This is a genomic window from Mesorhizobium sp. A623 (assembly GCF_054489405.1).
The window spans coordinates 1-19,772 of record NZ_JBTMXB010000023.1 but is presented as its reverse complement, the minus strand read 5'-3'; the positions used below and the strand labels follow the sequence as shown (position 1 = coordinate 19,772).

At 59.6% G+C, this 19,772-nt stretch carries 20 protein-coding genes and 2 pseudogenes; 6 read left to right on the top strand and 16 right to left on the bottom strand.

What is annotated here, in order from left to right; all coding sequences use genetic code 11:
• Window positions 1-16: 16 nt before the first annotated feature.
• The 5 genes from ACX3P1_RS19810 to ACX3P1_RS19790 all read right to left on the bottom strand — a co-directional run bounded on the left by ACX3P1_RS19810 (window position 17) and on the right by ACX3P1_RS19790 (window position 4,631).
• Window positions 17-895 carry a shikimate dehydrogenase family protein gene (locus ACX3P1_RS19810; protein ID WP_459081319.1) on the bottom strand — a complete coding sequence of 293 codons (879 nt, stop codon included), beginning with the start codon at window positions 893-895 and terminating at the stop codon, window positions 17-19.
• Window positions 892-2,187, bottom strand: coding sequence for a TRAP transporter large permease (locus ACX3P1_RS19805; RefSeq protein ID WP_459081318.1), 1,296 nt, complete (start codon window positions 2,185-2,187; stop codon window positions 892-894). Before ACX3P1_RS19805 ends, ACX3P1_RS19810 begins: the two co-directional genes overlap by 4 nt.
• A complete protein-coding gene (locus tag ACX3P1_RS19800) occupies window positions 2,184-2,681 on the bottom strand; it encodes a TRAP transporter small permease (protein WP_459081317.1) in 498 nt (165 codons plus the stop codon). The genes ACX3P1_RS19805 and ACX3P1_RS19800 overlap by 4 nt, the downstream gene beginning before the upstream one ends.
• Before the next feature lie 14 nt (window positions 2,682-2,695).
• Entirely contained in the window at window positions 2,696-3,694 is a 999-nt protein-coding gene (locus tag ACX3P1_RS19795; RefSeq protein WP_459081316.1) for a sialic acid TRAP transporter substrate-binding protein SiaP, read from the bottom strand.
• Between the two features lie 190 nt (window positions 3,695-3,884).
• Window positions 3,885-4,631 (bottom strand): GntR family transcriptional regulator, encoded by a 747-nt coding sequence (locus tag ACX3P1_RS19790; protein WP_459081315.1) that lies wholly within the window; start codon window positions 4,629-4,631, stop codon window positions 3,885-3,887.
• A 122-nt stretch (window positions 4,632-4,753) separates the two neighbouring features.
• Here ACX3P1_RS19790 and ACX3P1_RS19785 point away from each other — a divergent pair, with 122 nt between their 5' ends.
• Window positions 4,754-5,200: a GntR family transcriptional regulator gene (locus tag ACX3P1_RS19785; protein WP_459081314.1), complete on the top strand. Its 447-nt coding sequence runs from the start codon at window positions 4,754-4,756 to the stop codon at window positions 5,198-5,200.
• A 162-nt stretch (window positions 5,201-5,362) separates the two neighbouring features.
• On the opposite strand, the gene ACX3P1_RS19780 is transcribed toward ACX3P1_RS19785, so the two are convergent.
• The 3 genes from ACX3P1_RS19780 to ACX3P1_RS19770 all read right to left on the bottom strand — a co-directional run bounded on the left by ACX3P1_RS19780 (window position 5,363) and on the right by ACX3P1_RS19770 (window position 7,581).
• Window positions 5,363-6,493: a M20 aminoacylase family protein gene (locus ACX3P1_RS19780; RefSeq protein WP_459081355.1), complete on the bottom strand. Its 1,131-nt coding sequence runs from the start codon at window positions 6,491-6,493 to the stop codon at window positions 5,363-5,365.
• Window positions 6,494-6,534: 41 nt separating this feature from the next.
• On the bottom strand, window positions 6,535-7,197 hold the full coding sequence (locus tag ACX3P1_RS19775; protein ID WP_459081313.1) for a GntR family transcriptional regulator: 663 nt from the start codon (window positions 7,195-7,197) through the stop codon (window positions 6,535-6,537).
• A 261-nt stretch (window positions 7,198-7,458) separates the two neighbouring features.
• Window positions 7,459-7,581, bottom strand: coding sequence for a hypothetical protein (locus ACX3P1_RS19770; protein ID WP_459081312.1), 123 nt, complete (start codon window positions 7,579-7,581; stop codon window positions 7,459-7,461).
• 51 nt (window positions 7,582-7,632) lie between these two features.
• Between ACX3P1_RS19770 and ACX3P1_RS19765 the strand changes: the two are divergent.
• A pseudogene (locus ACX3P1_RS19765) lies at window positions 7,633-7,794 on the top strand (OST-HTH/LOTUS domain-containing protein); the annotation flags it as partial.
• Between the two features lie 151 nt (window positions 7,795-7,945).
• Here ACX3P1_RS19765 and ACX3P1_RS19760 read toward each other — a convergent pair.
• The 8 genes from ACX3P1_RS19760 to ACX3P1_RS19725 form a co-directional block, all read right to left on the bottom strand.
• A complete protein-coding gene (locus ACX3P1_RS19760; protein WP_459081311.1) occupies window positions 7,946-8,584 on the bottom strand; it encodes a proton-conducting membrane transporter in 639 nt (212 codons plus the stop codon).
• 201 nt (window positions 8,585-8,785) lie between these two features.
• Window positions 8,786-9,637 (bottom strand): DMT family transporter, encoded by an 852-nt coding sequence (locus ACX3P1_RS19755; RefSeq protein ID WP_459081310.1) that lies wholly within the window; start codon window positions 9,635-9,637, stop codon window positions 8,786-8,788.
• A gap of 25 nt (window positions 9,638-9,662) precedes the next feature.
• Window positions 9,663-9,839 carry a hypothetical protein gene (locus ACX3P1_RS19750; protein WP_459081309.1) on the bottom strand — a complete coding sequence of 59 codons (177 nt, stop codon included), beginning with the start codon at window positions 9,837-9,839 and terminating at the stop codon, window positions 9,663-9,665.
• Between the two features lie 479 nt (window positions 9,840-10,318).
• The gene (locus ACX3P1_RS19745; RefSeq protein ID WP_459081308.1) at window positions 10,319-10,906 is read right to left on the bottom strand and encodes a DJ-1/PfpI family protein; all 588 of its coding nucleotides are present in this window, start codon (window positions 10,904-10,906) and stop codon (window positions 10,319-10,321) included.
• 70 nt (window positions 10,907-10,976) lie between these two features.
• Window positions 10,977-11,927, bottom strand: a complete 951-nt coding sequence (locus tag ACX3P1_RS19740; protein ID WP_459081307.1) for a substrate-binding domain-containing protein — start codon at window positions 11,925-11,927, stop codon at window positions 10,977-10,979.
• 59 nt (window positions 11,928-11,986) lie between these two features.
• Window positions 11,987-12,976 carry an ABC transporter permease gene (locus tag ACX3P1_RS19735; RefSeq protein WP_459081354.1) on the bottom strand — a complete coding sequence of 330 codons (990 nt, stop codon included), beginning with the start codon at window positions 12,974-12,976 and terminating at the stop codon, window positions 11,987-11,989.
• 1 nt (window position 12,977) lies between these two features.
• A complete protein-coding gene (locus ACX3P1_RS19730) occupies window positions 12,978-14,552 on the bottom strand; it encodes a sugar ABC transporter ATP-binding protein (RefSeq protein WP_459081306.1) in 1,575 nt (524 codons plus the stop codon).
• A complete protein-coding gene (locus ACX3P1_RS19725) occupies window positions 14,549-15,256 on the bottom strand; it encodes a GntR family transcriptional regulator (protein ID WP_459081305.1) in 708 nt (235 codons plus the stop codon). The genes ACX3P1_RS19730 and ACX3P1_RS19725 overlap by 4 nt, the downstream gene beginning before the upstream one ends.
• 169 nt (window positions 15,257-15,425) lie before the next feature.
• Between ACX3P1_RS19725 and ACX3P1_RS19720 the strand changes: the two genes are divergently transcribed.
• The 4 genes and pseudogenes from ACX3P1_RS19720 to ACX3P1_RS19705 all read left to right on the top strand — a co-directional run.
• Window positions 15,426-16,652 carry an iron-containing alcohol dehydrogenase gene (locus tag ACX3P1_RS19720; protein WP_459081304.1) on the top strand — a complete coding sequence of 409 codons (1,227 nt, stop codon included), beginning with the start codon at window positions 15,426-15,428 and terminating at the stop codon, window positions 16,650-16,652.
• A gap of 25 nt (window positions 16,653-16,677) precedes the next feature.
• The gene (locus ACX3P1_RS19715; protein WP_459081303.1) at window positions 16,678-18,159 is read left to right on the top strand and encodes an NAD-dependent succinate-semialdehyde dehydrogenase; all 1,482 of its coding nucleotides are present in this window, start codon (window positions 16,678-16,680) and stop codon (window positions 18,157-18,159) included.
• A gap of 23 nt (window positions 18,160-18,182) precedes the next feature.
• Window positions 18,183-19,001, top strand: coding sequence for an alpha/beta hydrolase (locus tag ACX3P1_RS19710; protein ID WP_459081302.1), 819 nt, complete (start codon window positions 18,183-18,185; stop codon window positions 18,999-19,001).
• A gap of 315 nt (window positions 19,002-19,316) precedes the next feature.
• Window positions 19,317-19,595: pseudogene (locus ACX3P1_RS19705) on the top strand (LysR substrate-binding domain-containing protein); the annotation flags it as partial.
• Between the last annotated feature and the right edge of the window lie 177 nt (window positions 19,596-19,772).

Sequence of the window (19,772 nt, the reverse complement as noted above, 5' to 3'; positions counted from 1 at the left end):
GGATTTTCCTTCGTTGTCACTTTGATGCGGTTTCAATCAGCAGGCGGCGCAGCGCATCGAGGTCGGGAGTCAACCCGGTGAAGATGCGGAAGGCGTCGACGCCCTGGCGGAAGAACAGCTCGTAGCCGGAGAGCGTCTTCAGGCCGGTCGCTTCCGCCGCCAGTTTGAAGGGCGTGTCGACCGGTGTGTAGACGGCCTCGAACGCCCAGCGCTGCGAGCCAAGCAGATCGAGTGGAATGGCGGAGCCGGCATGACCGACCATGCCGAGCGGCGTGCAATTGACGATGCCGTCGGCGTCGCGCACCGCCCCGCATACGTCGTCGGCGACCGTCGCGGAGACGCCGCCTTCCGGGGCAGCCATGATCGCCTCGGCCAGCGTCCTCGCCCTCGCCGCGTCCCGGTCGACAATCGCGATCTCCTGGGCGCCGAGTGCAACCAGTCCGAACGCCACCGCCTTGCCGACGCCACCCGCCCCGACCAGCGCCACGCGGCCGGGCGACATATCGCCGAAGGCCGAGCGATAGGCGGCGAGAAAACCGGAATGGTCGGTGTTGTGTCCGACCGGACCGCTCTCGTCGAAGACCACCGTGTTGACCGAACCGATGCGTCGCGCCCGCTCGCCGACCTGCACCTTGGCCACGACCGTCTCCTTGTAAGGATAGGTCACGTTGATCCCGCGCAGGCCGCTGGCGCGGCAGGCGTCGAAAACCGCGTCGAAATCGCCGCCAATGTCGCGCGGCACGAACAACTCGTAACTCACGTCGAGCCCGCACAGCTGTCCGGCCAGCCGGTGCAGGTCGGGCGAGCGCGAGCGGGCGATGTTGTCGCCGATCAGGCCGAGCCGCACCCGGCCGCCGACAACGGCGCTGCCGCCGTTCCGAAGCGCGGTGCTCATCCGACGTATCCGAACTGCCTCGGCATCCACAACACGATGTCCGGGAACAGGATCATCAGCAAAAGCGCGAACACCAGTACGCCAATGAACGGCACGATTTCGGCGATGATCTCGCGCAGCGGAATGCCCGTCGTGGCATTGATGACGAAAAGCACTACGCCATAGGGCGGCGTTATCAGCCCGATCATCGTGTTGACGACCACCACGACGCCGAAATGCACGAGGTCTATGCCGAGCGCGTGGCAGGTGGGAACAAACAGCGGCACAATGACGAGAATGATGGTCGAGGCATCGAGCAGGCAGCCCAGGAAGAGCAGCAGCAGGTTGACCATGAACAGGAAGCCGAGCGGGGAAATGTCCAGCCCCTTCAGCGAAGCGGCCATCTGCGCCGGGATGTTCTCGCTGGCCACGATGTAGTTGAATATCAGTGCGCCGCCGATCACCAGGCCGATAGCCGCCGATGACCGCGCGCTGTCCGAAATGATGGCGTAAAGCGCCTTCCAGTTCAGCGCGCGGTAGAACAGGGCGGCCAGGATGAGCGCATAGGCGGCGGCCACCGCGGCCGCTTCGGTCGGCGTGGTCGCGCCGCCATAGATGCCATAGAGTAGGATCACCGGCATCAGCAGCGCCGGGAAGGCGTTGAGCGTGACCCTGGGCAGATCGCGCAGCGGCACCGCCTCCTCGACGGCGAAGTTGCGCTTGTGCGCGATCCTGGCATTGAGTGCCATCAGCACCAGGCCCATCAACAGCCCGGGCAGGATGCCGCCGAGAAACAGGTAGCCGATCGAGGCGTCGGAGACGAGCGCATACATCACCATCGGAATCGACGGCGGGATGATCGGTCCTATCGTCGAGGCGGCGGCGGTGATGGCGGCGGCGTAGCCGCGCGGATAGCGGCCGTCCTTGGTCATCATTTCGATGACGACCTTGCCGAGGCCCGCAGCATCGGCCACCGCCGAGCCGGACATGCCGGCGAAGATGATGTTGGCCACGATATTGACGTGGCCGAGGCCACCACGCAGGCGGCCGACGATCGCCATGCAGAAGCTCAGCAGCCTTTCGCTGATCGTGCCCGCGTTCATGATGTTTGCGGCGACGATGAACAGCGGCACGGCCAGGATGATGAAGCCGTCATAGAGTCCCTGGATGATCTGCTCGGCGGCGAGGCCGAGGTCCTGGCCCTTGACTGCGAGATAGACGATCGCCGCCACGATCATGGAGTAGGCGACCGGGGTGCCGATCCCGGCGAAGAAGAACAGAGCCAGAAGGCAGAGCGAGAAGGCGAGCGTCATACCGGCGTCGCCTCGTCATGCGGCTCTGGCCTGTCGCCATGCAGCAGGCGCCAGATGTGCCAGGCATAGCGCAGGATGGTAGCGACGGCGAACATGCCGTAGACGCTGAACACGATATCCAGCCGGATATGCAGCGTGGCGCTTTTCTTGATCTTGTAGAAGGTGATGTAGTCGAAGGTCGCAGGTAGCGCCGCCAGTAAACCGGCGACGATCGCCACCGCCGAAACCAGCGCGAAGACGCGCTGCATGCGGCGGTTGACGATCAGGTATAGCAGGTCGAAGGTAACATGGTCGCGCTCGGTGAGCACGAAGGCGGAGTTCCAGAACACCAGCCACAGCCAGGCGGTCAGGCACACCTCCAGCGTCCAGCCGATCGGGTAGTTGATGACATAGCGCGCGAAGATCTGCAGCATGAAGGCGACGAACATGGCGGTGAGCAGCGCCACCGCCACATTGTCGGCCCTCGCCTGCAACCAGCGTAAGGTTGCCGACATGGATCAGACTCCGATCAGAGCGCGTTGATCTTGTCGACCATGCCTTGTGGCCAGTCCTTGGCGAACTCGGATTCGAGATAAGCCTTCTGCACATGCTGGCGGAAGGCGTCGACGTCGGGCGTATAGACCTTCAACCCCTTGTCCTTGAAGAACTGCTCGAGATCCGCTTCCAGCTTGAGTTGCTTTTGCCGGCCGGATTCCGCCGCGTCATCCGCGGCCTTCTGCACGGTCGCCTGCTGCTCCGGCGTGAGGCCGTCCCACACCTTCTTGGAGAAAGCGAGATAGTTCAGGTCGACCAAATGACTGGTCAGGCAGATTTGCTTGGTGACCTCGTAGAACTTGGAATTCTTGTCCGTCGGCAGCGGGTTTTCCTGGCCGTCGATGGCGCCGGTCTGCAGCGCGGTGTAGATTTCCGTGAAGGCGATCGGCACCGGATTGGCGCCCAGCGCCTTGCCGAGGAACTGCCAGGCGTCGGTGCCAGGCATCCTGAGCTTGACGCCGGCGAGATCGGCGGGAACCTTGATATCCTTGTCGATCCTGAGATTGAGCTGGCGGCGGCCGAGATACATGACCGCCAGGAGCTTCACGCCCAGTTCGTCCTCGACCTTCTTCTTCATCGGATCCATGAAGTCGGCGGCGAACACCTTCTTCTGATGCTCGGCGTCGCGATGGAGATAGCCCGCGGTGAAGATCGACCATTCCGGATAGATCGTCGCCAGTTCCTGCGCCGAGGTGATCGACATTTCGAGATTGCCGCGGGCAATCGCCTCGAGTTCGGTGCCCTGCTTGAACAGTTCCGCGTTCCAGTGCGGCTCGAAGGTGACGAAATCCTTGACTGCCGGCGCGAATATCTCAGTCAGCGCGACTGCGCGCTGGTCCCCGGGCGTCGCCGGTGACGACAGGCGCAGCGTGATCTTGTCCTGCGCGAAGGACCGTCGGCTGAACGTTGGAAGTGCGGCGGCAGCGACAGCCATGCCGCCGAGAAAACGGCGGCGATCGATCCTGATTTTCATGCTTTCCTCCCTGAATTGCATGAGCGGCGCTTCATCGCCGGCACCGTCCCATGAAAATCATGGCACGATCATTCCCCAGCGGCAACCCATAAAGAAGGCAGCACCATAGATTTTCCATTTTATCCGATAAAGCATTTTTGGCAAAGAGACCCTCGCTGGCCATGACGGCGCGCAAGGGCCTGGGCACGGCTCACAGGCGCGAGCGAGAAGGTCGAACGTAGCTCAGATCGAGCGACTCAGGCGCCAGTGCCGGTTTTTTCTGCTTCTGGAATTCCGGTTTGCTGGCGAGCAGGCCGCGCTCGACGCCGGCCTCGACATGCTTGCGCAGAATCGTCTGGGCGGTAGCGGCATCCCGCGCCAGCGCGGCTTCCAGCATCTGGCAGTGTTCGTCGGCCGCGATCTGCCCGCGAAAGGTCAGCGAAACCATCTGGTAGCGTAGGTACTTGTCGAAAACGGCGGCATGCGTGTCCATCAGAACCTTTGATCCGCAGGCCGAGATCAGCGCCTGATGGAACTCCCAGTCGTAGCGCTTCCACTCCTTGGTGATAGAATGGTCACCGGCGATCATGCGCCGCTCCATCTGTTGCAGCTTGTGGTGCGCCGCCACTACGCGCCCCTCCCAGTCCATGTCGCCGGCAGCGAAGGACAGTTCCATCGCATAGCATTCCAGCAATTGCCGGAGTGCGGCGATCTCTTTCAGATCCTGCGGCGAAACCGGGGCCACCTCGAAACCGCGTTGCCCTTCGGCAATCACCAGCCCGTCGGAAGCCAGACGGTTGAGGATTTCGCGCAGCGTGGAAACGCTGGCACCGTAAAGCGTCTTAAGCCGGTCCAGTCGCAATTTCTCGCCGGGCGCCAGACGGCCGAAAATGATGTCGGCCCTGATCTGACGATAGGTCGTCTCGGATATGGTCGTGCTGACATGACTTTCGGACATTCTGAAAAAATATCAGAAATTCTCCGAAATACCATAGATTGATAGTCACAACCCTAGATGTTTGATCCCGGGCTTTGATGGAGGTGTCTGCCTGAACAACGGCAAGCATCAAGCTGATCGAGATGTTCGACGTGATGGCCGAACTGGAGGCGATGTGCGGTCGTCTTGCGGCGCGGCGCATCACCGATGAAGAACTCGACAGGCTGGAGGAGGCCGCGATCGCTTGCCAGAAAGCCGAGGAAAAAGGCGACACCGACGAATACTATCGGGAAAACGAACGCTTCCATCACGTGCTTTATCACGCCAGCGGTAATTCCTTCCTGGCCCAGGAAGCGTCCAAATTGCACAAACGTCTCAAACCGTTCAGGCGGCTCCAGCTACGCGTGCGCGGGCGGCTGCGGCAGTCCATGCAGGAGCATCGCGAAGTCCAGGACGCGGTTCAAAAGGGTGATGCTGAGCGGGCCGCCCATGCGCTGCGCAGCCACATTGCGATCCAGGGCGAGAACCTGCACGACCTCATGGCGAATTTCGCGAAATATCACCTGCGCACGCCGCTGCAAACGATATGATCGGCTGCATCGGGATCGCCGCGGAGTTGTCAACTTATCAAGAACTACTACGGACGAAAAGCAGATGACCTATTGGTCGAAATGGCAGCCCCGAACATCTGAACCTCCGCAAGCCATCGCACGTCATTGCCAGACAAACCGTAACAGAAAAGTTTGCAGAACCTAGTTCCGCCTCGCCTCAACGAGTGATGCGAAGTAGGAAGCCCCGAAAGGCAACGCTTCGTCGTTGAAATCGAACCACGCGCTGTGAAGGATGCGGCCATTATCATCCGGTCCATTGCCGATCCAGCCGTAGCATCCGGGTCGGTCTTCGAGCATGAAGGCGAAGTCCTCGACGATCATCGTCTGCGGCGGGTTTGTCTCGACCTTATTAAATACCGACAATCCCGCTGCCTCTGCCGATCGGGCAGAGGATTGCGAATTGATGAGCGTTGGATATTGCTGAACGTAGGATACCTTGCACTGCGCGCTGGTCGATAGCCCGATGCCTTCCACGATGCGCCGCAGCGCCGGCTCGGCTGCCGCGCGCGCGTCGGGAGAGAATGCCCTCACAGTGCCTCGAATGGTGACCTTGTTCGGCAAGACATTATAGGCATCACCACCATGAATTTGCGTGGCACTCACGACGATTGCATCCAGCGGGTCGGTGTTTCGCGCGGAAATCTGCTGAAGTGCGACGAGGATGTGTCCGGCTGTCAGAATAACATCGACCCCTTTCTGCGGTTGGGCCGCATGCATTCCGGTGGACGAAACCTCGATATCGAAACCATCGCCCGACGCCATCATCGGCCCCGCTTTCACGGCGAAGGTTCCGATGTCCATACCCGGCCAATTGTGCAAGCCGTAAATTTCGTCGCAGTGGAACTTTTGAAACAGCCCTTCCCGGATCATGCGCGCCGCGCCGCCGTCTTCACCCCCCATCTCCTCGGCGGGCTGGAAGATGAAGACAACGCGGCCCTCAAAATTTCTGGTCTCGGCAAGGTAGCGGGCGGCACCAAGAAGCATAGTGGTATGCCCGTCATGGCCGCAGGCATGCATGACGCCCCTGTTCACCGAGCGATGCGTGAAATCATTGCGTTCTTCAATCGCAAGCGCATCCATATCCGCCCGCAGCCCGATGGAGCGCTCGCCTTTCCGATTTCCGCAAAGGACACCCACGACGCCCGTTCCACCTACACCTTCGGTCACGTCGATCCCGTAGGAACGAAGTTTTTCGGCAACGAATTTAGCGGTTTCATATTCCTGAAAGGAGAGTTCGGGGTTGGCATGAAGATGATGCCGCCACTGGGTCATTTCGTCGTGAAATTCGGCGATCCTGTTTATGATGGGCATTGTTATTCGTTCCCATTTCGAATGGCGTGATGGGCAAGCCGCAAATGCTCGCCCAGCGTTGAAATCGCACCGGTTTCGTCACCATTTCGGCAGGCCTGAAGCAATTTTCGATGTTCGGCAGCCGATTTCTCGGGGCGGACAACAATGGAACTCGCGATCACCTCCGCCAGAGCCGATGCCTTGTTGAGCTGTTCGATGGTCCTCAACAGCGTCTGCCGCTTTGATGGACGGTACAGGGCATGATGAAAATCCCAGTTCAGTTCCGAAAGCTTAGACGGCTCCTGTTCCGCATCGGCCGCATCGAGCACCATCTCCGCTTCGGCAAAATTAAGCTTGGTGTGGTGTCGAAAGGCGGATTTGAGCGCGAGCGGTTCCAGCAAAAGCCGCATCTCGAACAAATCTCCGACCATTCCTTGATCGAGTCTTGCGACCCTTGCTCCCTTGTAGCCGGCTGTCTCGACCAACCCGTCGTCGGCAAGTGACTGAAGGGCATGCCGTAGCGGTGTGCGGCTGACACTAAGCTGTTCCGCCAACGCCTCCTGCCGCAGCGCTTGACCGGGACGAAAGACCCCGTTCAAGATGAGCGCCCTGATTTTATCGGCAATCGATTCTGCTTGCGTCTTTTGTGTATCCGGAACCATAATTGTATCCAATACTGATTTCAAGACGCGTTGTCAACGCCAGAACTGTAGCCAGGAATCCGGTGTCAAAGCCTGCTTCTACGTTTCTCGTTCAAATCGACACTGCGGATACGAGGTCGTAAGGAAGCGCTGCTTACTTGAACTGATCTCCTGGTAGCCGCGGGTTCGCTCACGCAATGCGTCCGCTGCTAGCTTTGAGAACGATTACGGATGGTGGTTACCCGTTCGTCCACGCGAAGCTTGAATATTGCCGACGCTGACGTTCGCTTGGCGAGAAAGCCGCTGCTAAGTCTGGACGATGTGCCGGTCAATCGCGCTGGCCGGGGATGCGGGTTGCCTGGCGCGAGCGGCGATGAGTGACCGGATGCCCGCCGCGCCCTCGCTGGTGGCGGGATTGAATACCATCATGGGCTGTATCTCGAGCAACCAGATGTGCTGGGGACAGGCTCCTACTCCCTCTCCGACTTCGACCCGCGCACCTTCGGCTCCCGCAAATTGAGTGACCTCGTGCGAAAGACGAATGAGTTCGAAATCGGCCATCCCGAAGGCGAAACGATGCGTATTCGGGTGAAATTGAAGCCCTCCGGGCGATCCGCGCCAAAGCAGCGCGGGCAACCGTGACAGCCTGTCGCAAAGCGTTATTGGCATCACGGCGCAGTGGATGCGACCTACGGCGAGCGGCGGACCTTCGGGCGAGCGGCGGGGGCGGTTTCAGGCAATGCTCCTTCGGGAGCGCCGCCCTTTTTTGATCAGATAACCCCTCCGAACGCGTTCAGGTATTGTCAGAACTTCCCGCCGTGGGAAAGCGGCGGGCAAATTCCTTCTCATTGCCGGCAGCCAGAAGTTTCGCCTGTTGAACCCACTGCTCGCGCTTAATGCGGCCGTCGAACTGGAGATAATCCTCCACGCTCCTGATGTCAGCCGCAGTCCAGGCGGCAATTTGAGCGAAGGTGGTGGTGCCGTGTTCGTTTAGACGGCGCTCATTCACAGGCCCGATGCCGATCAAGCGCCGCAGATTGTCTTTGCCGGTGGATTTCGCAGCTTTCGGCTTGGCGGATCCGGTCTTTGCGGGCTTGACCTTCGCGGGTTTGGCAGGTGCCGACGCGACAGGCCCTTTCGGAGCGGTTGAAGGCAGGGAAGTGGCAGCAGCGACCGGAGCCGATATCAAGGCGGCAGGGGACGGCTTTGCCCTGGCCTCGCTCAGTTGGCGCTCGAGATCGGCTCGTGCGCTCCCACAAGCTTCCAGTTCACCGCCCAGGCGATTCGCGTCGGCCTTCAGCCGATCACGTTCGCTGCGCGTGTTATCAAGGCTACCTCGCAGATCATTGAGTTCACCACGCTGGCGCCCCCATAGGAACCAGCCTACAACCAACCCAAGAAGGAACGCTAACAGCATATAGAAAAAAGTCATTGCCTCTCTCCAGTCTGAGCCTGCACGCCACAATGCGTGACCGCGCGGCATCTTGCGGCAAGATGCCCACAAAAGGAAAGGCTCCCGTGCTGAAGGAGGTGAGGAGCGGCAACGGCAGGCATCATCCAAATGCCAAACATCGTTGGATCTTGGTGGTTTCCGCCGCAAACGGCCATCATATTCCGGGCCGAACTTCTTCGCCTAGCCATCTGAACTCTTACGCTGTGCCGCCAGAAGTGCCAGCGCGACGCCTCCAACGATACCGATAGTCGCGATCACAAGTCGTGCAGTCAGCATCTCCCCGATGAAGACGACACCACCAAGGGCGGCGATGGACGGCACGGTCAATTGAACAAATGCCGCCCGTGTGCGCGAGAGCTTCGGTAGAACGCTGTACCAAATAATGTACCCGAGGCCTGATGCAATTGCGCCAGAGGCGACCGCGTAGACCACTCCCTCCACGCTTGGCCTGAACATCAATGCACCAATTGCCATCAGGACGATACTGATCGGCAAACAGCGGACAAAGTTGCCAGCGGTATCGGTCAATGGCGACAGCGATCCTCTGCCCAAAAGGCTGTACGCCGCCCACGAAAGGCCTGCGACAACCATCAGCATTGCTCCAGGAAGCGGTGGTGCAACAAGTCCCGGTGAAACCAGATAAACAAGAGAGAGGAACGCGACGGCTATTCCGAGCCACTCCAACAGAACAGGTCTGTCGCCTTTCACGATTGCCCAAGCTAGCATTCCGATCTGCACGCTGGCAAAGAGAATGAGTGCTCCTGGCCCCGCACCAACGATCACATATGCGACGGAGAACGTCCCGGCATAAAGCAGCAATGCAAGTGCGCCTGACCAGCTTCCCGTTCCTGCTCCCATCGTACGCCGCGACCGGAAATAAACCAATGCGGCGAGGACGACGGCGCCGGACACCAAGCGCACACCTGTATATCCAAGTGGGTCGATGGCGCCATGCGAAAGGGCAAGTCTGGCCAGCACGGAGTTCGCGGCGAAGGCCAACATTGAGATGATCGTAAAAATGGCAACCTTCATCGTAGGCAGGTAACCACCGATGCCTCTAGCCGGCAAGCGGATCATCCGCGAACCGATCATACACGTCGGCAGACATTACGAGCAATGAGCGGGCGACGTTCCCGGGAGACCATCCCGACGCCTCCAGGGCGAGACGGAATGTCGGCCCGTACATCAGGTTGTTCGGCTCCAAATCCGGAGCGTTGATTTTCGCTTTTGCCATAAGGTGACCTCGACCGATCACCCCCCTTACGATCAAGACGTAGGCAAACCTATGAGGCAGTCAACTTGAGTTTGGACGAAGGCCCACTTGCTGCCCACGTGGATCTGAACGCTATGCGTGAGATCAATCCGGAGATTATTTCGTTCCGGTCCTGCTTGCCGGGAGTGGACGCAAGGCCCTCATCGAAGCCCTAGGGAAGGCTGGCGGGTGGGATCACGCCAAGGCATGAGAGCCTGCCCCATAGCAAGATGTAGTAGAGACCGCCGCTGACGTACCGCTAGGTCATCCATCGAGCATGCGGCGATTGGATCGATGCTAGCCTGCAACATCGTTCTATGCGCACCACGTTCGAACGGCGGATTTGCAGGCTGTATGCTGCGGAAGTGACCAGCCCAGCGCTTCCGGAGACGGTGACGTTTGGATGGCTATCAGGATTTCAAAGCGCTGCGTATCCTCAAGGGAAACGCAGCGCTTTTCCATTAGTTATGGCGGATTTCAGTGCCAAGAACCTTGAGGCATTCCCGAATGAACGCAGCCAGCGCCGTCCAACCCTTGGCAGAAACCATGTTGCCATCGACATAGGCATCGGTAGGCGATAGGTCGATATAGGTCCCGCCTGCCAGGATAACTTCCGGCTCGCATGCACCGAGTGCAGCAACTTTCTTGCCTCGCACGACCCCGTCGACGGCAATCAGTATCTGGACACCGTGGCAGATTGTGAAGATCGGCTTTTTCGCTTCATGGAAGTGACGCACGATCGCTTGCACGCGCTTATCGGTGCGGATGTATTCCGGCCCCCGGCCGCCAGCGCAATAGACGGCATCATACTGCTCGGGATTGGCTTCCGAAAACGTCTTGTTGATGGTGAAATAGTGTCCCATCTTCTCTGTGTAGGTCTGGTCGCCCTCGAAATCGTGTAGCGATGTCTTGATGTTCTCGCCCGCCTTCTTGTCGGGGCATATGACGTGCACCGTATGACCAACCGCTTCCATGGCCTGCTGGAAAACGAAGATTTCGTATTCCTCGGTGAATTCACCAGTCAGCATCAATATCTTCTTGCCTGGCATAGTCGTTTCCTCTGTTTGTTATGGCGTGCTGCCGGGCAGGCTCAAATGCCTGCTCGGCATTGGGATTTTCCTAGAACGGTGAATCGGGGAAGTAGTATTCCTGCGCATTTTCCGGAGTGATGAGGGGAGCGTCCAGCTTGACGCTGCCACGGATCGGAGCCTGGCCGTTGAACTGAGCCGCCGTCATGTAGATGGCGGTCTTGATCATCGACGGCGGATAAGGCGTCTCGATGGGCGTCATCGGATCCTTGTCGATCACCTTCTTGACTATTTCCTTCATGCCGTTGCCACCGAGCGCATATTTGATGTCGGTGCGGCCGGATTGCTTCACAGCCTCCAGAACGCCGAGCAGCATATCGTCGTCATTGGCCCAAACGGCATCGATCTTCGGATATTTGGCGAGATAGTCCTGCATCAACTTGAAGGCATCGTCGCTATTCCAGTTGGCATACTGGATATCGAGAATCTTGAGGTCACTTCCGGCAATGCCGTCCTGGAAACCCTTGATGCGTTCGTCGTCGATAACGGTCGGAATGCCGCGAAGGACAACCAGGTCGCCCTTGCCGCCAAGCTTGTCGACCAGGAACTTGGCCGTTGAATTGCCCACCGCAATGTTGTCGCCGGCCACATACAAATCCTGCACCGATGCGTCGGTCAAGCCCCGATCGACCACGGTGATGAAGGTTCCCTTATCCTTGATGGCCTTGACCGGTCCCGTGAGTTCCTCGGAGCTGTAGGGCAGGATTACCAACGCATTGATATCGCGCGTGGCCGAAAGATCCTCGATTGCAGAAACCTGGTCCGCGGCCGAAGGCGAGGTCTTTACGATGACCTCAATGTTAGGGAAGGCTGCTTCTATTTCCTTGGCAGCCGCTTTCGCGTGATAGACGACGCCCGCCGTCCAGCCATGGTCGGCTGCGGGAATGGATACCGCGATGGTCTTTTTGTCCTGAGCAAAGGCCGATCCGGCAATCAGCAACGAGCCGATGGCTGCGGCTGCGACCCATTTTTTACTAAACATTCGTTCCTCCCTTGAAGTGGACCTTTGAGAAAATGCAAGCCGCGTGGTCCGGGCGCGGGTTATTTCGAAAATCTCTGGATCAGCATGGCAATGATGATGATGACGCCTTGAACGGCGGCAACGAGGTATTCGGAGACGAAGTCCGAAAGCACCATCAAATTGGCGATCAATTCCAGAATCACGGCGCCTGCCACCGTTCCCCAGATATGGCCCTTGCCGCCGCGAAGCGCCGTGCCGCCGATGACGACGGCGGTAATGACCTGCAATTCCCAAAGCACGCCGGTCGTCGGCGTTGCCGCGCCAAGGCGCGGCACATAGCAGATGGCGGCGACAGCCACGCAAACACCCTGAATGGCGTAGGCGATGGTGCGTGTCCGGATGATCGAGATACCGGAATAGCGCGCGACTTCCTCATTGGCCCCGACCGCAACGCAGCGGCGGCCGTATTTCGTCTTGTAAAGCACGAAGGAAGCGACGGCTGCGACGACAAGCGAAATGAGGACAGGGACCGGTATGCCAAGCACGGTTCCGAAATAGACCGGCCGGTAGGCTTCACGCAGGCTCTTGTCGATCGGGATGGTGCCGCCATCGGACAGGTACGTGATCAGCGCGCGAAAAATTCCCATGGTGCCAAGGGTGGCGATGAAAGGTTCGATCCGGCCCACCGTGACGATAACGCCGTTGGCGAGGCCGCAAAGCAGCCCGGCCACGATCACCATGCCCATCCCCGCCACCAGCGCGCCGGTGCCGAGGCTAGGAACCATGGCATTCATGAACAGGATCATCACGCCGGTAACAAATGCCGCCATCGAACCGACGGACAGATCGAGGCCGCCAGATGAAATGACGAAGGTGGCGCCGACCGCGATGATGACGATGAAGGAACTGCGCGTGACGACGTTGGTGATGTTGTTGGCCGACAGGAAGTCCGGATTGATCAGGAAGCCCACTACAAGCAGGGCGGCGAGAGCCAGAAACGGCCCGGCATCTATCCAGTCGATACGAAAGCCTGACGGTGCCCGCAGCGTCGCGGCTGGTGTTTGCGTCATATCACTCATGGGCAGGAATCTCTTTTTTGGGCAATTTGTCGCCCGCGTCGCTCGTAGCAAGCAGCGCTACGTTGCTCTCGGTCATTTCGGTGCCGGACAACTCGCCGTTGATGCGCCCACCACGCATGACGAGAATGCGGTCGCACAGCCCGATCAGTTCCTGCATCTCCGACGAGATGACGATGCAGGCTTTCCCGGCGCGAACGAGTTGTTGGAGAAATTCATAGATCTGGCTCTTGTTGGCGATATCGATGCCACGCGTCGGCTCATCGATAATGACCACGGAAGGATCAGTGAGCAGGATTTTGGCCAACAGGAGCTTCTGCTGGTTTCCGCCGCTCAACTGGCCAGCCCTCACATCCAGGCTTTTCAGCCGGATGTCGTAGCTTTCCACCGCGCCATACAGTGCCTCGGCCTCTCGCCTTCGGTTCAGATAAAAGCGAGGGTGGAAGCGTGAAAGCGCCGACAGCGTAAGGTTTTCAGCAAGACCATCCTGTAGAAGAAGGCCTTTGCCTTTACGGTCTTCGGTCAAGTATCCAATACCTGCCTCGATCGCATCGAGCGGCTTCGTGACGTGGATGGGCTTGCCGCAAAATCGCAGCGATCCGACCGTGGCCGGGCGCAGCCCTAGAATGCCCTCGAATACTTCGGTGCGACCCGCACCGATCATGCCGGCAAATCCGAGTATCTCTCCACGGTGAACGGCAAACGATACGTCGTCGGCAAATCCGGGAACGCTTACGTGCTCGGCCTCAAGCATCGGCTCGCTTCTGGAACTCGCCGTCTTCGCGGGATAGAGCGTTGCCAGCTCCCGACCGACCATCAGATTGGCCATAGCGTGCTGGTCGAGCGTCCCGCCCTCGTAGGTCCCCACCATCTCGCCGTCGCGCAGCACCGTGATGCGGTCGGCGAGTTGCTGCACCTCATCAAGTCGGTGACTGATGTAGAGAATGGCGGTGCCCTGCTCCTTGAGCCGCCGAATGAGGCCGAGCAGCGTCGCCACTTCCTCGTTCGTGAGGACCGCGGTCGGCTCGTCGAATATGACAAGGCGATGCTCCTCGAGCAGCGCGCGGGCAATCTGCACCAGTTGGCGGTCAGCCAGGGCAACGTTTCGTACGAGCGTGTCGGGAGAGACTTCGCAGCCCATCTCCGCAAGCTTGACCGCCGCCACGCGGTTCATCGCGCGATCGTCAACGACGCCGTTGCGCGTGAGCTCCTTGCCGAGAAATATGTTCTCGGCGACCGTCAGTCCTTCGGCGAGCAATATTTCCTGATGGATGAGCACGATCCCGGCGGCCTGGGCCTCAGCGGCGCTGCGAAAGGAAATCGGCTTGCCGTCCATCGACAATGTGCCGGTCGTCGGCTCCGCATAGCCGGAAAGCAGGCGCATGAAGGTGGATTTCCCCGCGCCATTCTCGCCGATGATCGCGTGAATCTCGCCCGCATGGATGTCCAGCGTGATGTCGGAAAGTACGGTAACCGGGCCGAATTTTTTCGACAGGCCTTGTGCGCACAGCACCGGACAGTCGTCTACTGTTCCGCTCCTGGTGAACGCGCCATTCGCGGGACGCGTCATTCTTCGAACGCCGGCAAAAGGCGATCGCGCGAGTGCTCGATATGCGCGCGCATGGCGCTCTCGGCTTCGTCGGGATCGCGGTTCGAAAAGGCCGACAAGATGGCCTGATGCTCATCGAGCGCTTCTTCGGTCACCCGAGAGTGAAACATCAACCGAAAGATATGAAAATGCGTGTGCTGCGCCGCCAGCAGTTTTCGGATGAGTTCATTACCCGCGAGCTGCAATATCTCGTCGTGAAAAACGGCATCCTGCCGGGCGAACTTGGAGTAGCGAACGCGGTCGCTCGCACCATCACGCGCCATGACGCCGGCAGCCTTGACGAGCTCGCGCATGCTGGTCTCATCGATAGCCATCGCCGCCAATCTCGCGGCATTCGGCTCCAGCAACAGACGCAGCTCATAAAGCTCATCGAAGCGGCGTCTCACGATCTGAGGAGCGGCGCTGTAGCCGACCAGATGCGTCTTCACCACCAGCCCTTCTCCCTCAAGGCGGCCCAGCGCCTCACGGATGGGGGTGTGGGACACGTTCAATTCCCGAACGAGATTGTCCACTGTGATGCGCGAACCCGGCGCGATCTTGAGCGCCATCAGCTGACCGAAGATCGCTTCGTATACATCTTCGGCGAGGCTGTTCGCCCTTTGGATCGGGAGCGTCTCGCCAATTCCTGAATGTGCTTCGGAGATGATTGAAGTCGTGCCGCGCATTTTTGCCCCTTGACAATGGGCGGCTTCTAGCACGATGTTTGCGTCTATGCAATCGGATATCCTATACGATTTTATTTTACGAGGCCGCCAAACTCTGCCAAGGCTCTGAATAAACGACATCCTTGTTCCAACCGAAGCAGACCAATCCGTTCAACCAGGGACTTCTAATATGAGCCTGTACGCCGCCATCCGCCTGCCACGGGAAATTCTGTTTGGCAAAGGGCAACGCGCCGCACTTGCCACGGTTGCCGGACGTCTCGGCTCGCGCGCGCTGATCTGCACCGACGAGCGGTTTTCGGGCACTGGCGTTTTCGGCGAGATCGTTGCTTCGCTGCGTGCGGCCTCAATCGACGTTCATGTCTACGACAAGGTGTTGCCGGACGTCCCGAGAGATACCGTCGCCCTGTGCGTGGAAGAAGTGCGAAGCTTCGGGCCAGACCTGGTGATCGGGATTGGCGGCGGAAGTTGCCTGGACATGGCGAAATGCGCTTCGCTGCTGCTGACCCATGGCGGCAACCTTCAGGACTATTACGGAGAGTTCAAGGTTCCGGGGCCGATATTGCCGGTGATCGCAATGCCGACGACAGCCGGGACTGGTTCGGAAGTCACGCCGGTGGCTGTGATTTCCGATCCGGACCGTACGTTGAAGGTTGGCGTGTCCAGTCCGTATCTCATTCCAGGGGCTGCTATTTGCGATCCGGACCTGACCTTGACCTGCCCTCCCGGTCTTACCGCTATTGCCGGGGCTGACGCTCTGACGCATGCGATCGAGGCATTCACAGCAGCACGGCGACCCGGCGATGCCGAACTGGCACAACGGCATGTGTTTATCGGCAAAAGCTCGCTTAGCGACCATTTCGCCCTGCTGGCGATCAGTCTCCTTGGCAAAAGCCTGGAAAAAGCCAGCGCCGATGGGGGCGACGAGGCCGCCCGCGCGGACGTGATGATGGGTGCTTTGGCTGCTGGCTGCGCTTTCGGCACAGCCGGGACAGCCGCCGCCCATGCCATCCAGTATCCAGCCGGCGCGCTCACCCACACCGCACACGGTCTCGGCGTGGCGACAATGATGCCTTACGTGATGATGTACAACCGCTCCTGCGCCATGGACGAGATGGCCGAAATTGCACGCGCGCTTGGGCTCGGAAATGCTGGTGGCAGCCGTGAACAGATGGCGGATGCCGCGATTGCAGAGGTCGCACGCATCTTCAAGGCGATCGGCATTACGCCGACGCTGGCCGCGCTCGGCCTGCCTCCCGAGAAGTTGGAGTGGACGGCCGAACAGGCGGTCGGCATTGACCGCCTCATCAAGAACAATCCTCGCCCACTCGACGGCGCTTCGATGCGTCGCCTGGTCCAGGCCGCCTATGACGGCGACCTTTCCGCAGCCGCTGTCTGAAGTATTCTCCATCAGGACAAGTCCCATGAACCTCGCCCAACCTATCCACCCCACCCCCCTCGATACGCTGGCAATAGACATACCCAAGGGGCTGTTCATCGACGGAGAGTGGTTGTGGCACCCCGACGCCAAGACGATCCCGGTTATCGACCCTTCGACCGAAGCGGTTCTCGCGGAGGTGCCTGACGCAACATTGAAAGACGCGGCTGCGGCTGTGAATGCTGCGGCCAAGGCGGCCCCCGGTTGGGCGGCTACGGCCCCGCGGAAACGCTCGGAAATCCTGCGCCGCTGCTTCGAGTTGATCACGCAGCGCTCCGAAAGTCTGGCGAAGCTTATCTCACTGGAAAACGGAAAAGCGCTACGCGATGCGCGTGGCGAAGTCGCCTACGCCGCCGAATTCTTTCGCTGGAACGCCGAGGAGGCGGTGCGCATCGTCGGGGATTTCGGGCTGTCGCCGTCAGGCACGAACAGGATCGTCGTCGACTACCAGCCGATAGGAATCTGCGTCCTGATCACGCCGTGGAATTTTCCGGCGGCCATGGCGACACGCAAGATCGCCCCGGCGCTAGCGGCCGGATGCACGGTGATCCTCAAGCCCGCGAGCGAAACGCCCCTCACCGCCTACGCTTTGGCCGCCATCTACCAGGAAGCCGGTGTGCCGGCAGGCGTCGTCAATGTGCTGACGACCTCGACACCCGGACCGGTTACAAACGCGATGCTCGGTGACCCGCGCGTGCGCAAGCTGTCCTTCACCGGCTCGACGGGCGTTGGCCGCACGCTTTTGGCCGAAGCTGCGAGGAGCGTCTTGAGCTGTTCGATGGAACTTGGCGGCAATGCTCCCCTGATCGTCTTCGACGATGCCGACCTGGAAGTGGCGCTGGAAGGCACGATGGTCGCCAAGATGCGCAACGCCGGCGAAGCCTGCACGGCAGCGAACCGCATCTATGTTCAGGCCGGCATCTACGATGCCTTTGCCACGAAGCTGGTGGAGCGCATGTCGGCGCTTGCCATCGGGGCGGGCGCGGACGACGCATCCGAATGCGGCCCGATGATCACCAGAAAGGCCGTCGACAAGATAGAGCGGCTCGTTGAGGATGCGGTCGAACGCGGCGCCAGGGTGCTGTGTGGTCGAACCCGCCCGAATGGAAAGGGCTTCTTCTATCCGCCGACCGTACTTGGCGATGTGCCGGCGCAGGCGGCGATGGTTCACGAAGAAATATTTGGCCCGGTCGCAGCGTTGATCCGTTTCGACGATGAGAATGAGGTCATAGCACGCGCCAACGAAACCGAGTACGGGCTGGCCGGCTATGTGTTCACGCGCGACCTGACCCGTGGAATGAGGGTAGCGCGGCGCATCGAAGCCGGTATGGTGGCAGTCAATCGCGGCCTGATGTCGGACCCGGCGGCACCATTCGGCGGCGTCAAGCAGAGCGGCCTCGGCCGTGAAGGCGGATCCCATGGCGTGCTGGAGTTCATGGAGGCAAAATACATAGCCGCAACCTTTTGATTCTGCCCGAGGGAGCCCGCGTCATGGAAGTCGATCCGTTCAGGACTAGAAACTATGCTCCTGAGTTTGATGAGCTGGTACGTGAATTCGTCGACAGGAGCCAAGCCACGCGTGCGACGTTGCGCTCGTCGCTTGATATCGCTTACGGCGACGACCCGACAGAGAAGCTCGACCTGTTCTTCCCCGAAGGCGATCTTGAAGGAGCGCCCGTCCATATCTTCGTTCACGGCGGCTATTGGCGCATGTTTTCCAGAAAGGACTTTTCCTTTGTGGCCGATACGGCGGTCAAGGCAGGAGCAATAACGGCCGTCATAGGATATTCGCTGATGCCCGCTGTCCGTATGGACGTGATCGTCGACCAAGTACGGCGCGCGAAAGGTTGGGTCCGCGATCACATCGGCCAGAATGGAGGCGATGCAGGACGACTCACCATAAGTGGCCATTCAGCCGGTGCGCACCTGTGTACATTCCTGTTCGATGAAGACGAGAAACCGTCCGGGGTTCGGGCCGGTCTGCTGCTTGGTGGCATCTACGATCTGAAACCGCTTCAATCGTCTTTCCTGAGAAATGAAATAGCCATCACTGACGATGAGGTAAGCCGCTTTTCACCGCTAAGGCGGCGGCACGATCCCGATGTTACTGTTTCGATTCTCGCGGGAGAGCAAGAATCCAAACCCTTCCATTCGCAGGCATTGGAATTTTCCGATCACCTCCGTGACCAAGGACTGAATATTTCAAACAGTGTGGTCGCAGAAGCCAATCATATGAGTGCCATGCGGGACCTTGGATTGCCGGAGAGCCAAGTAGGAAACGCATTGAGACGGCTTATCTCAGCTTGTTGATCGATGGTCCGGATCGATAGAAAAGGCGCGTTTTGTGCTCTGCCTGATTTAGGCTACAGACCGACCTGTCCCAGCATTTGGCGGCGTAGTTCGCCCAGCAGTAAAGCATGGCGCCGATAGTTTTGCAGTTAGGACGCGGTCTGTTCGTTCTGGGGAACATGGCGCGGCACGAGGCAGCATCGATATCTGCTTTGAACTGGTGCTTTTTCGACAGTTCCAACACGCCCGCCATGGCCGATCGGCTGGCGATCCCAGCGACGAAGCGCGCAAGGGTTCGGATAATCGGCCAGCCAATCTTCGCCCAATGTTCATGGCAATATAGGTTCGGACGATACCGGCGCTCTCATCCACGCGGCGCTGGCAGACGTTGGGATAGTGCATCTGGCAAGCTGGCTGGTCAGCGACATGATCGTGGCCCGCAAGTTGGTGGAAGTGCTTCCCGATACCCGGCAGCCATCCGCGCGTTCGACATCCATTCACGCCATTCGCATGCCTGGCAGGTCCCATATGGCAAAAGTCAGGCTGTTCGTTGCCCATTTACGCAAGACCTTCGGCACGCCGCCTTACTGGGACCGCGCTATCGGGCTGAGGTAGGCGGCTCGGCGCGCCTAAGGGGTCTGAAGAACGCCCGAATATCCTGCGCCAACAACTCGGGCTATTCCATCGCGGCGAAGTGGCCACCTTTGTCCAGCGAGGTCTTGGTGCATTGATCGGGGTGCGGACGGATTTCAACCTTTGATGCCGTTGGCTATGCCGTGGCTGCCTTGTACC

Excerpts from the sequence above, each read along its gene's own strand:
- ACX3P1_RS19790 (WP_459081315.1), bottom strand. The coding sequence starts at position 4,631 with ATGTCCGAAAGTCATGTCAGCACGACCATATCCGAGACGACCTATCGT.
- ACX3P1_RS19755 (WP_459081310.1), bottom strand. The coding sequence starts at position 9,637 with ATGAAGGTTGCCATTTTTACGATCATCTCAATGTTGGCCTTCGCCGCG.
- ACX3P1_RS19720 (WP_459081304.1), top strand. The coding sequence starts at position 15,426 with ATGAGCCTGTACGCCGCCATCCGCCTGCCACGGGAAATTCTGTTTGGC.
- ACX3P1_RS19795 (WP_459081316.1), bottom strand. The coding sequence starts at position 3,694 with ATGAAAATCAGGATCGATCGCCGCCGTTTTCTCGGCGGCATGGCTGTC.
- ACX3P1_RS19785 (WP_459081314.1), top strand. The coding sequence starts at position 4,754 with ATGTTCGACGTGATGGCCGAACTGGAGGCGATGTGCGGTCGTCTTGCG.
- ACX3P1_RS19710 (WP_459081302.1), top strand. The coding sequence starts at position 18,183 with ATGGAAGTCGATCCGTTCAGGACTAGAAACTATGCTCCTGAGTTTGAT.
- ACX3P1_RS19810 (WP_459081319.1), bottom strand. The coding sequence starts at position 895 with ATGAGCACCGCGCTTCGGAACGGCGGCAGCGCCGTTGTCGGCGGCCGG.
- ACX3P1_RS19750 (WP_459081309.1), bottom strand. The coding sequence starts at position 9,839 with ATGGCAAAAGCGAAAATCAACGCTCCGGATTTGGAGCCGAACAACCTG.
- ACX3P1_RS19800 (WP_459081317.1), bottom strand. The coding sequence starts at position 2,681 with ATGTCGGCAACCTTACGCTGGTTGCAGGCGAGGGCCGACAATGTGGCG.
- ACX3P1_RS19735 (WP_459081354.1), bottom strand. The coding sequence starts at position 12,976 with ATGACGCAAACACCAGCCGCGACGCTGCGGGCACCGTCAGGCTTTCGT.
- ACX3P1_RS19745 (WP_459081308.1), bottom strand. The coding sequence starts at position 10,906 with ATGCCAGGCAAGAAGATATTGATGCTGACTGGTGAATTCACCGAGGAA.
- ACX3P1_RS19780 (WP_459081355.1), bottom strand. The coding sequence starts at position 6,493 with ATGACCCAGTGGCGGCATCATCTTCATGCCAACCCCGAACTCTCCTTT.
- ACX3P1_RS19725 (WP_459081305.1), bottom strand. The coding sequence starts at position 15,256 with ATGCGCGGCACGACTTCAATCATCTCCGAAGCACATTCAGGAATTGGC.
- ACX3P1_RS19740 (WP_459081307.1), bottom strand. The coding sequence starts at position 11,927 with ATGTTTAGTAAAAAATGGGTCGCAGCCGCAGCCATCGGCTCGTTGCTG.
- ACX3P1_RS19770 (WP_459081312.1), bottom strand. The coding sequence starts at position 7,581 with ATGATGGTATTCAATCCCGCCACCAGCGAGGGCGCGGCGGGCATCCGG.
- ACX3P1_RS19730 (WP_459081306.1), bottom strand. The coding sequence starts at position 14,552 with ATGACGCGTCCCGCGAATGGCGCGTTCACCAGGAGCGGAACAGTAGAC.
- ACX3P1_RS19715 (WP_459081303.1), top strand. The coding sequence starts at position 16,678 with ATGAACCTCGCCCAACCTATCCACCCCACCCCCCTCGATACGCTGGCA.
- ACX3P1_RS19760 (WP_459081311.1), bottom strand. The coding sequence starts at position 8,584 with ATGACTTTTTTCTATATGCTGTTAGCGTTCCTTCTTGGGTTGGTTGTA.
- ACX3P1_RS19805 (WP_459081318.1), bottom strand. The coding sequence starts at position 2,187 with ATGACGCTCGCCTTCTCGCTCTGCCTTCTGGCTCTGTTCTTCTTCGCC.